This is a genomic window from Burkholderia arboris, from assembly GCF_902499125.1.
GTDB lineage: Bacteria > Pseudomonadota > Gammaproteobacteria > Burkholderiales > Burkholderiaceae > Burkholderia > Burkholderia arboris.
Map to the genome: position 1 here is coordinate 24319 of NZ_CABVPX010000053.1, position 10860 is coordinate 35178.

Sequence of the window (10860 nt, forward strand, 5' to 3'; positions counted from 1 at the left end):
CCACCGCCGCATGCCGGTTTAGTCCACCCGGACGAAGAGCGGCACGCCGCTCGCTCGATACCGTTGGCGTCATGCACGAAACGCCGCACATGTCGCGCGGCACCGGCATGAAACAAGGAGACGAACGATGTTGACCCACTTGGAGCGGCTGGAGGCCGAAAGCATCCACATCCTGCGCGAGGTGGTGGCCGAGAGCGAGAACCCGGTGATGCTGTATTCGATCGGCAAGGACAGCTCGGTCATGCTGCATCTCGCGATGAAGGCGTTCTACCCGGCGAAACCGCCCTTTCCGCTGCTGCACGTCGATACGACGTGGAAATTCCGCGAGATGATCGCGTTTCGCGACGAGACGGCCGCGCGCCTCGGCCTCGACCTGCGCGTGCACATCAACCCCGACGGTGTCGCGAACGATATCAATCCGTTCACGCACGGCTCGGCCGTGCACACCGACGTGTGGAAGACGCAGGGGCTCAAGCAGGCGCTCGACCACTACGGTTTCGACGCCGCGTTCGGCGGCGCGCGCCGCGACGAGGAAAAATCGCGCGCGAAGGAACGCATCGTGTCGCTGCGTTCGGAGCAGCACCGCTGGGACCCGAAGCGCCAGCGGCCCGAGCTCTGGTCGCTGTACAACGCGCGCAAGCGCAAGGGCGAAAGCCTGCGCGTGTTCCCGATCTCGAACTGGACCGAGCTCGACATCTGGCAGTACATCCAGCTTCACGACATCCCGATCGTGCCGCTCTACTACGCGAAGGAACGCCCCGTCGTCGAACGCGACGGCGCGCTGATCATGGTCGACGACGAACGGCTGCCGCTGCGTGACGGCGAGCACCCGCAGATGCGCAAGGTGCGCTTTCGCACGCTCGGCTGCTATCCGCTCACGGGCGCAATCGACAGCGATGCGACATCGCTCGACGACATCCTGCAGGAAATGCGCGAGACGCGCACGTCCGAGCGTCAAGGACGGCTGATCGACAGCGATTCGGCCGGTTCGATGGAGAAGAAGAAACAGGAGGGATATTTCTGATGGCACACGTACTCATTGCGCCCGACAAACACGCGCGCCACGCCCCCGACGCGCCCGCGACCGGTGACGCCCCCACGCAAACCCAGGACCTGCTGCGTTTCATCACGTGCGGCAGCGTCGACGACGGCAAGAGCACGCTGATCGGCCGCCTGCTGTACGAATCGAACATGCTGTTCGACGACCAGCTCACGCAGCTCGAAGCCGATTCGAAGAAGGTCGGCACGCAAGGCGGCGAGCTCGATTTCGCGCTGCTCGTCGACGGCCTGTCGGCCGAACGCGAGCAAGGAATCACGATCGACGTCGCGTACCGATTCTTCGCGACCGCGCGACGCAAGTTCATCGTCGCCGATACGCCCGGCCACGAGCAGTACACGCGCAACATGATCACCGGCGCGTCGACCGCCGATCTCGCGGTGATCCTGATCGATGCGCGCAAGGGCGTGCTCACGCAGACGCGCCGCCACAGCCATCTCGTCGCGCTGATCGGCATCCAGCGCGTCGTGCTCGCGATCAACAAGATGGATCTCGTCGGCTACGACCAGGCCGTGTTCGACCGCATCGACGCCGACTATCGCGCGTTCGCGGCCGAACTCGGGCTCGCGGACATCGTCAGCATCCCGATGTCGGCGCTGCGCGGCGACAACGTGATCGCCCCGAGCGCGCGGATGCCGTGGTATGCCGGCCCGTCGCTGATGCAGCATCTCGACCGCCTGCCGCTCGCCGCACGCGTGACGCGCGACGAACCGTTCCGGCTGCCCGTGCAATGGGTCAACCGCCCGCACCTGAATTTCCGCGGCTACGCGGGCAGCATCGCGTCGGGCGAGATCCGCGTCGGCGAGCGCGTGCGCGTGCTGCCGTCCGGCAAGGAGAGCCGCGTCGCAACGGTGATCACGCAAAGCGGCGAAAGCGACATCGCGCGCGCCGGCGACGCCGTGACGCTGACGCTCGCCGACGAGATCGACATCAGCCGCGGCGACATGATCGCGCGCGCCGATGCGCCGCCGGAAGTCGCCGACCAGTTCGAAGCCACGCTCGTGTGGATGCACGACGAGCCGCTGCTGCCCGGCCGCCCGTACCTCGTGAAGCTCGGCACGCAGACGGTCGGCGCGACCTGCGCGACGCCGAAGTACAAGGTCGACGTGAACACGCGCGAGCACCTTGCCGCGCGTACGCTCGCGCTCAACGAGATCGGCGTGTGCAACCTGAGCCTCGACCGGCCCGTCGCGTTCGATCCGTACGACCGCAACCGCCATACGGGCGGCTTCATCGTGATCGACCGCTTCACCAACGACACGGTCGGCGCCGGGATGCTGCACTTCGCGCTGCGCCGCGCGCACAACGTGCACTGGCAGGCCGTCGACGTCGATCGCGACGCACGCGCGGTGCAGAAGGCCCAGACGCCGCGCATCGTGTGGCTGACCGGGCTGTCGGGCGCCGGCAAGTCGACGATCGCGAACCTCGTCGAGAAGCGGCTGCACGCGCTCGGCAAGCACACGTACCTGCTCGACGGCGACAACGTGCGGCACGGGCTCAATCGCGATCTCGGCTTCACCGAGGCCGATCGCGTGGAGAACATCCGGCGCGTCGCCGAAGTCGCGCGGCTGATGCTCGACGCGGGGCTCATCACGCTCGTGTCGTTCATCTCGCCGTTCCGCGCGGAGCGCGACATGGCACGCGCGATGGTCGGCCCCGACGAGTTCGTCGAGGTATTCGTCGACACGCCGCTCGCGGTCGCGGAGGAACGCGATCCGAAGGGCCTGTACAAGAAGGCGCGGCGCGGCGAGCTGAAGCACTTCACGGGCATCGACTCGCCGTACGAGCCGCCCGCGCAGCCCGAACTGCGCGTCGACACGGTGGCCGAGTCGCCCGAGGAAGCGGCCGAGCGCATCGTCGCGTACCTGCTGCGCGAGCGTACGGCGTAGGCGCCGCAAGCGGGCAGCCCGGCGGTTGCCCGCTTGCCCGCGTCGCCTACTCCGTTCGGATGACGCGGGCCGCCAGCCGGCCGGTATGCTGGTCCGGGCCCCCTCACCCCGACCAAGGAGAACACGAGCATGCGGATCGCGCTGGCGCCTGGCGATACGGCCGCGCACGACGGCTTCGACGACGCGGCCTGGACGGCGCGCGAACTCAGCACGTGGCTCGGGCTCGTCTATCAGGGGCCATCCGAAGCGACGCCGTGGGCCGGCTTTCTCGAAGCGGTCCGCGTGCGGCTCGACGCGAGCTTCACGACGCTCGTGCTGCGCAATCCGGGCGGCGCACGGCACGGGCTCATCATCAATGCGTCGGCGCACGGCCCGCTGCTGCCCGGCGAGCCGTCGTACAGCGAGCAGTTCTATGCGCTGTGCCCGTTTCTCGACCACCCGCCCGGCCAGGTCTTCACGGCCGACCGGCTGTTCGGCGAAACCGCGTGGCGCGCGCACGATTTCTACCGGCAGTACCTGCAGCCGCTCGACCTGCGCTACATCCTCGGCGCGAACCTGCGCGGCGAGCGCGGCGTCGAGTGCGCGTTCTTCGTGAGCCGCGCGCACGGCAGCCGCGATTTCGACGCCACCGAGCGCGCGCAGGTCGCAACGCTGCTGCCGCACCTGCAGCGTGCAGTCGAGTTGCATGCGGCGTTCGACGTGCTCGATGCCGAACGCGCGCTGTACGCGGGCACCGTCGACCGGCTCGATGTCGGCACCGCGATCGTCGACGAGGACGGCCGTGTGATCAAGCGCAACCGCATCGCCGAGCGGCTGATCGAGCAGCAGGACGGGCTGTGCGTGCGCCAGGAGCGGCTCCACGCGTCGTGCCCGCTCGACGAGCGCCGGCTGCAAAAGGCGCTGCAGGCCGCACTCGAGCATTTCCGCGCGGGGGCGCTCACGCGTATCGAAGCCACCACGCTGTCGCGTCCCGGCGGTGCCATGCCGCTGAGCGTGCTGCTGCGCCCGCTCGCGCCCTATCGCGGCGCCGAAGACCGCCAGCACCGGCCGGCCGTCGCGGTGTTCGTGCGCGATCCGGCGTCATCGCCGCAGACATCGCGCGACATGCTGCACCGGCTGTTCCGGCTCACGCCGATGGAGACCGAAATCGCGCTGCTGCTCGTCGACGGGCTGACGCTCGACGAAGCGGCCGCCGCGACGGGCATCACGAAGAACACCGCGCGTGCCCACCTGCGCGGCATCTTCGCGAAAACGGGCGCAACGCGACAGGCCGTGCTCGTGAAGACACTGCTCAACAGCGTCGTGTCGATGGCGTAGCGCACCGGGGCAGCCATCGCCGGACCGCCCGTGCGGCTGCCCCACGACGCGGGGTACGAACCGGCAACGCGGTCTGGCAACGAGCATGATCTCATTTCACGTCATACGTCGTCAGACATTGAAAAATCATCCACCCGCCTGATGATATTCGCCAATATTTGAGAAATTTCCGGGTAAACCCGCGACGTCATCACCGGTACACCGGCGTACCATGTCATACGACGACATACTACATAGAACGCCACCCTGACGTGGACGCGGGCCGCCGCCCCGTCCGCCGCCGCCCGACCGGAGACACCCTTGAACCCGCCCTCGTCCGCCCTGCCCGGCCGCGATCCGCTCGCGTCCGCCGTCTCGAAAGTGAAGTGGCACGTGCTGCCGCTCGTGCTGATCATGTTCATCGCGAACTACATCGACCGCGTGAACGTCGGCTTCGTCGATCGCCACCTCGAAGCGTCGATCGGCATCGGCGCGGCTGCGTACGGGCTCGGCGCCGGGCTGTTCTTCGTCGGCTATGCGCTGTTCGAAGTGCCGTCGAACCTGCTGATGCAGCGCTACGGCGCACGCGTGTGGCTCGCGCGGATCATGGCGACGTGGGGCATCGTCGCGGCCGCGATGGCGTTCGTGTGGAACGACACGTCGTTCTACACGCTGCGCTTCCTGCTCGGCGTGGCCGAGGCCGGCTTCTTCCCCGGCGTCGTGCTGTACCTGTCGCAATGGCTGCCGCCGCAGGAGCGCGGCAAGGCGATGGCGATCTTCCTCGGCGGCTCCGCGTTCGCATCGGTGCTGTCCGGGCCCGTGACCGGCGCACTGCTGTCGATCCGCGGCTTCGGCCTCGAAGGCTGGCAATGGATGTTCCTGATCGAAGGGATGTTCTCGGTCGCGCTGTGCGGCGCGAGCTGGCTGTTGCTGAAATCGCATATCCGCGACGCGGCGTGGCTCACGGCCGAAGAACGCACGGCGCTCCAGAACGCGCTCGACGAGGAGCGCGCGACGCGCGACGTGCGCTCGAACGTGCCGGTGCGCGCCACCGCGCTGCTGCGCGATCCGCAGATCATGCTGTTCTGCTTCCTGTACTTCTCGATCCAGCTGACGATCTACGCGGCCACGTTCTGGCTGCCGACGATCATCCGCAAGATGGGCGGCCTCACCGATTTCCAGGTCGGCCTGTACAACACGATTCCGTGGATGATCGCGATCGGCGCGATGTACGGCTTCGCGGTGCTGTCGTCGAAGTGGAAGCATCCGCAGCGCTGGCTCGCGTGCGCGCTCGTGCTCGCCGCCTGCGGGCTGTTCGCATCGACGTCGCACGATCCGGTCTGGTCGTTCGCGTCGATCTGCTTCGCCGCGCTCGGCTTCAAGGCCGCGTCGTCGCTGTTCTGGCCGATCCCGCAGGGCTATCTCGACACGCGCGTGGCCGCGGCCGTGATCGCGCTGATCAACTCGGTCGGCAACCTCGGCGGTTTCGTCGCGCCGACGGCGTTCGGCTATCTGAAGCAACATACGGGTTCGATCACGGGCGGCCTGTATGCGCTCGCGATCGCTTCGCTCGTCGCCGCGGCCGCCGCGCTGTTCGCGCGCACGCACCGGCGCAGCGATCCGCCGAATGGCCTGCCGGCCGACGACTCCTTCACGAATGCTTCGATGCTCCGCCATGCCGAACACTGACCGCCTGACCGTCGTCGTCTCGAATGCCGCCGACGGCGACCTCGCCACGTTCTCCCTCGCCGGCGACGGCACGCTCGCGCCGCTCACCCGCTATCCGGCCGCCGACATCGCGATGCCGATCGCCGTGCAGGCCGACCGCGCGCGCCTCTACGTCGCGACGCGCGGCGAACAGCCGACGATCGTCGCGTTCCGCGTCGCCGCGGCCACGGGCGCGCTCGTGCGCATCGGCACAACGGCGATCGACGCGAGCCATGCGTACCTGTCGCTCGACCGCAGCGGCCGCTGGCTGCTTGGCGCGTCGTACGGCGGGAACTCGCTGAGCCTTTACGACGCCGCGCGCGTGCGCGACGGCGACGGTACGCCGCTGCAGGTCGCGGGCGGCATCGCGAACGCGCACGCGGTGATCGTGTCGCCGGACAATCGTTTCGCGTACGTCAGCTCGCTCGGCTCGGACCGCGTGTTCGGCTTCGCGCTCGTCGAGGACGCGGCCGGCCTGCGTGCGGTCGAACACGGCGAAACGCGCGTGCCGGCCGGCTTCGGCCCGCGTCACCTGCAGTTCGCGGATGGCGGCCGCACGCTCGTGGTCGTCAGCGAATTCCAGGGCACGCTCGCGACCTTTGCACGCGACCCCGACACCGGCAGGCTCGGCGATGCACACGTGAGCGCGCGCCACCCGGCCGTCGCCGAACTCGCGCCAGGCCATCCGCGCCCGCCCGCCCCCGCCGAACCGTCCGTGTGGGCCGCCGACCTGCACCTGACGCCCGACGAACGCTTCGCGTATGTCAGCGAGCGCACGTCGAGCCAACTGCTCTGCTATCGCCGCGATGAAGCCGGGGTGTTCGAACCTGCACACGCGACGGCGACCGAGACGCAGCCGCGCGGGTTCGCAATCGATCCGTCGGGACGCTGGCTCGTCGCCTGCGGCGAACAGTCGGAACACGTGGCGGTGTACGCGATCGCGCCGGACGACGGTGCGCTGACGCTGCATGCGCGCGTGCCGGGCGGACGCGGCGCGAACTGGATCGCGATCGTCTGAGGAAGCGGCAAGTACCGGCGTTCAGCGCCGCTCGCTCGGCGCGACGCCCGTCCAGCGCTTGAACGCGCGCGTGAAATTGGCGCGGTCCGTATAGCCGACGCGCGCCGCGATCTCGTCGACCGGCAGGCGCGTGCCTTCGAGCAGCCGCAGCGCGTCGCGCAGCCGGATTTCGTCGAGCAGCGCCGAATAGGTCGCACCGAATTCGGCGAGCTTGCGCTTGAGCGTGCGCGCCGACACATGCAGTTCGCGCGCGACGTCGTCGACCGACGGATAGCCGTCATCGCCGCAGATCAGCAGGTTGCGCACGCGCTCGACGACGCTCTCGGCATAGCCGAGCCGCGCGAGTTCTGCCTCGCACTGCTGGACGATCATTTGCGCGGTCTGCGCGTTCGCGGTGCCGATCGGCTCGTCGAGCAGCGCGGCGTCGCAGCGGATGCGGTTCGCGCTCGCGTCGAAATGGCAGCGCGGCAGCCGCGCGCGATAACGCTCGAACCACGGCGGCTCGGGCCATTCGAAATGGAGTTCGGCGCGCGACTGCAGCGTACGCCCCGGCGCCGGATACAGCAGCGAATTGAACAGGATCGCGGTCTCGACCAGGAAGTTCTCGACCGCGAACTGGCGCAGCCGGCCGAGCGGAAACGCTTCGAGCACGTCGATGTCGACGATGCCGTCGAGCTGCGCGAGCCGCACCGAGAAGAACGGCACGCGCGTCGGCAGGTAGCGGATGCCGAGCGCGATCGCCTCGCCGAGCGTCGCGCAGCTCATCAGCCCGAAGCCGATCAGCCCCGCTTTCGTCAGGCTGCTGCGCAGGCCGATCTCGATCGCGATCGACGGGTCGTCCGTCGCGTCGAGCAGGTTGAACACGATCGCCGCCTGCTGCATCGGCGTGATGCGCGCATCGGGCTGCGCGAGCCGGTCGCGCTCGACGCCCGAGCCGGCGAGAATGCGGCCGCCGTCGATGCCGCGCTCCTCGGCCAGCATCAGCATGAACAGCGCATACGCGGACGACACCGTCGCCTTGTTCAGCTGGCGCGCGGCATCCGGGACGGACAGGACCATGCGGCGGACTCCGGAGCGGTTTCGGCGGATTGTAGCGTCGCTGGCCCGCAATGACACCGCAGCGGCACTCTAGCCGGGCGGCCACCCTGGCCCGAAATGACACCGCCATTGGCACCGGCGGCCCTCGCGTGCGCTCCGGCGGGCGCCTATGCTTGTCACATCGGCATTGCGCCCCACTCTTTCCGCACGGATTCCGGTCGATGAGCCAACCCGCACGAACCGTCTTTCGCCACGATGCAGACAAGGTCGCGTACGTCCGCCGCGAGGTCAACGCCGCGAGCGACGCGATCCGCGCGCGCTTTCCGCTGCTCGACAACCAGAACCTCGTCGGCGCAACCGTGATGGCCGTATCGGTGAGCGCGATGCTCGCGATCGCGTGGCTGTATGCCCGCGGCGCGATCGCGTGGTACGTCGCGCTGCCGCTCGCCGCGTTCGTCACGTCGCTGATCCACGAGCTCGAGCACGACCTGATCCACCTGATGTACTTCAAGAAGACGCCGTGGGCCTATCACCTGATGATGGCGCTGTGCTGGCTCACGCGGCCCGGCACGATCAACCCGTGGACGCGGCGGCGCATGCACCTGCATCACCACAAGGTGTCGGGCGGCGAATCGGATCTCGAGGAATTCGGCATCACGAACGGCGAGCGCTGGGGCGTGAAGCGCCTGCTGATGATCGCCGACGGCATGCTCGCCGTCGTGCTGCGCCCGGCCTCGATGCGTCGCAAGGTGAAGCAGTATGTGGCCGCGCAACCGGTGCAGGATCCGGCGGAACGCCTGCAGCTGCGCGTCGAGCAGGTGTCGTCATACATGCCGGTCGGCCACGTGTATTACGTGCTGTGGCACGCGTTCATCGTCTATCACGTCAGCCTGTTCGCGCTGCATGCGTTCGGCTACTCGGCGACGGTGCCGGCCGTCGTCGAACGCGCGATGAACGTCGTCGATTTCCTGGCGGTGGTATGGCTCGGGCCGAACTTCGTGCGCAGCTTCTGCATCAACTTCGTCAGCTCGAACATGCACTACTTCGGCGACATCGATTCGCGCAACGTGATCCAGCAGACGCAGGTGCTGAACCCGTGGTGGATGCTGCCGTTCCAGTTGTTCTGCTTCAATTTCGGCAGCACGCATGCGATCCATCACTTCGTCGTGCGCGATCCATTCTACATCCGGCAGTTGACCGCACGCACCGCGCATGCGGCGCTGCGTGAGGTCGGCGTGCGCTTCAACGACGTCGGCACGTTCGCACGTGCGAATCGCTGGGGTGGCTATCGCCCGTCGCGCGGTACGCGCAACGCGCAGGCCGACACGTAACGCCGGCGCAGGCCATCAAGCGCCGATCGGCGGCATCGGCCCCTGCCCGCGGATCCACGACCAGTTCGCGAGTTCGGCCATTTCCTTGTCGCCGCGGCTGTCGCCGTATGCGAACAGTTGCTTCGGCGGCCGGTTGCCCCACCACCCGCGCAGCCGCACGACCTTCTGCGGTCCCCAGCAGTTCTCGCCGTCGAGCCGGCCGGCGAAAGTGCCGCGCTCGAACGCGAGCCGCGTCGCGAGCACCGCATCGAAGCCGGCCGTCTTCGCCCACTTCTCCAGATACAGCGACGGCGACGCGCTGACCAGCACGACTTCGTGCCCGCGCGCCCGATGTTCGCGAATGCGCTCGAGCATTTCCGGGCGCACGAGGCCCGGCAGATAGGTGTCGACGAACGTGCGCGCCTGCGCATCGAGCGCGTCCTCGCGGATCGGCCCGAATGCGAACGACGCGAACTTCGCCTTCGCGTCGCCGCGCGACAGCAGCCCGGCCTTCATCGCGACGATCCACGGCAGCGCGCGCAGCCCGGCCCATGCGAAACGCGGCGTGCCGACCGCATAGCGGACGAAATGGCGGAAGCTGTCGGTAGTCGTGATGGTGCCGTCGAAATCGAACGCGGCGACGATGCGGTCAGTCATGGAGAATCGGCGGGAAAGCGATGGAATGCCCCGGAAGATAGCAGACTCGCGGCGCCGCGCGCGAAACGGCGTGACGCAGCATGGCCAGCGGAGCGGCCACACCCGCCGCAGCGCGCGTGGCCGCCGTGTCGTTCGCTCAGCGCTGCGGCCGCGCGGCCAGCGCCGCCGGCAGCACGACGTTCATCAGGTGATCGGCGCGCGACAGCAGATCGGTCACGCGCTCGTCGAGCCCGCGCAGTTGCGCCGGCTGCATCCGGATTTGCTGGACCGCCTGCCCGACGATGTTGCGGCGGTCGAACAGCGTGCGCTCGACGCCGGCATCGTCCGGCGCACGCACGACGTCCGCCACCGCGCTCAGTGCCGCGAGCACGACCACGAGGTTTTCCTCCGCATGGCGGACCTTCGCGGCGAGTTCCTCGGTACGGCGCGGAAAGAACCCGAGCGACTGCTTGAGCGCGCCGATCGCCGCACGGTAATCGACATGCCCCGACGCCGCGCCGAACCAGCGTTCGAACATGCCGGCCTTGCGCGTCGCCTGCGCGAGCATCCCGGCCATCATGTCGGCCGCGCCGAGTTCGTTGAATTCGCGCGTCGTCGCCGCGACGGCTTCGACGAGGGTGCCCGCCGTTTCCAGCGCGCCGTCGCCGATCGTCGCGACCGTCGCGAGCTTGAGCGGCACCAGTTGCCGGATGTGTCGCTCGATGCGCGGCGCGTAGTCGGGATAGAGATTCGGAAAGCTGGCCTGCGCGGCGCGGAAGCACGCGTCGAGCTGCGGGTGGTTCGATTCGCCGAACAGCGCACGGCCGACCGCTTCGGCGGGCGCCGCGCGTACGGCGTGACCGGCCGCGGGCGCCGGCCCGAGGTCGAGCGCCTGCGGCGCGGGCCGCT

8 protein-coding genes and 1 pseudogene are annotated in these 10860 nt (G+C 68.6%); 6 read left to right on the plus strand and 3 right to left on the minus strand.

The features are described from left to right. Nucleotides 1-103: 103 nt before the first annotated feature. The 5 genes and pseudogenes from cysD to BLA15945_RS36355 all read left to right on the plus strand — a co-directional run. Nucleotides 104-1024, plus strand: a pseudogene (gene cysD, locus BLA15945_RS36335) (sulfate adenylyltransferase subunit CysD); the annotation flags it as partial. Further along, entirely contained in the window at nucleotides 1024-2946 is a 1923-nt protein-coding gene (cysN, locus tag BLA15945_RS36340; RefSeq protein WP_174994632.1) for a sulfate adenylyltransferase subunit CysN, read from the plus strand. The pseudogene cysD and the gene cysN, both read left to right, overlap by 1 nt. Nucleotides 2947-3075: 129 nt before the next feature. After that, nucleotides 3076-4263: a helix-turn-helix transcriptional regulator gene (locus tag BLA15945_RS36345; RefSeq protein ID WP_059233663.1), complete on the plus strand. Its 1188-nt coding sequence runs from the start codon at nucleotides 3076-3078 to the stop codon at nucleotides 4261-4263. Nucleotides 4264-4563: 300 nt separating this feature from the next. Beyond that, nucleotides 4564-5931, plus strand: a complete 1368-nt coding sequence (locus BLA15945_RS36350) for an MFS transporter (protein WP_174994633.1) — start codon at nucleotides 4564-4566, stop codon at nucleotides 5929-5931. Further along, nucleotides 5918-6967 carry a lactonase family protein gene (locus tag BLA15945_RS36355; protein ID WP_174994634.1) on the plus strand — a complete coding sequence of 350 codons (1050 nt, stop codon included), beginning with the start codon at nucleotides 5918-5920 and terminating at the stop codon, nucleotides 6965-6967. The genes BLA15945_RS36350 and BLA15945_RS36355 overlap by 14 nt, the downstream gene beginning before the upstream one ends. Before the next feature lie 21 nt (nucleotides 6968-6988). Here the strand turns inward: BLA15945_RS36355 and BLA15945_RS36360 are convergent, their stop codons facing one another. After that, the gene (locus BLA15945_RS36360) at nucleotides 6989-8026 is read right to left on the minus strand and encodes an AraC family transcriptional regulator (RefSeq protein WP_174994635.1); all 1038 of its coding nucleotides are present in this window, start codon (nucleotides 8024-8026) and stop codon (nucleotides 6989-6991) included. A gap of 200 nt (nucleotides 8027-8226) precedes the next feature. Between BLA15945_RS36360 and BLA15945_RS36365 the strand changes: the two genes are divergently transcribed. Next, nucleotides 8227-9336 carry a fatty acid desaturase gene (locus BLA15945_RS36365; protein WP_174994636.1) on the plus strand — a complete coding sequence of 370 codons (1110 nt, stop codon included), beginning with the start codon at nucleotides 8227-8229 and terminating at the stop codon, nucleotides 9334-9336. Nucleotides 9337-9351: 15 nt separating this feature from the next. Here BLA15945_RS36365 and BLA15945_RS36370 read toward each other — a convergent pair whose 3' ends face one another. Continuing rightward, nucleotides 9352-9972: an HAD family hydrolase gene (locus tag BLA15945_RS36370; protein ID WP_059233658.1), complete on the minus strand. Its 621-nt coding sequence runs from the start codon at nucleotides 9970-9972 to the stop codon at nucleotides 9352-9354. Nucleotides 9973-10108: 136 nt separating this feature from the next. Then, nucleotides 10109-10860 (minus strand): hypothetical protein (locus tag BLA15945_RS36375; RefSeq protein WP_174994637.1); only part of this gene is annotated, 752 nt, incomplete at its 5' end.

What these genes read in the sequence shown, in the direction of transcription:
- cysN (WP_174994632.1), top strand. Translation starts at nt 1,024, where the DNA reads ATGGCACACGTACTCATTGCGCCCGACAAACACGCGCGCCACGCCCCC.
- BLA15945_RS36345 (WP_059233663.1), top strand. Translation starts at nt 3,076, where the DNA reads ATGCGGATCGCGCTGGCGCCTGGCGATACGGCCGCGCACGACGGCTTC.
- BLA15945_RS36355 (WP_174994634.1), top strand. Translation starts at nt 5,918, where the DNA reads ATGCCGAACACTGACCGCCTGACCGTCGTCGTCTCGAATGCCGCCGAC.
- BLA15945_RS36360 (WP_174994635.1), bottom strand. Translation starts at nt 8,026, where the DNA reads ATGGTCCTGTCCGTCCCGGATGCCGCGCGCCAGCTGAACAAGGCGACG.
- BLA15945_RS36370 (WP_059233658.1), bottom strand. Translation starts at nt 9,972, where the DNA reads ATGACTGACCGCATCGTCGCCGCGTTCGATTTCGACGGCACCATCACG.
- BLA15945_RS36365 (WP_174994636.1), top strand. Translation starts at nt 8,227, where the DNA reads ATGAGCCAACCCGCACGAACCGTCTTTCGCCACGATGCAGACAAGGTC.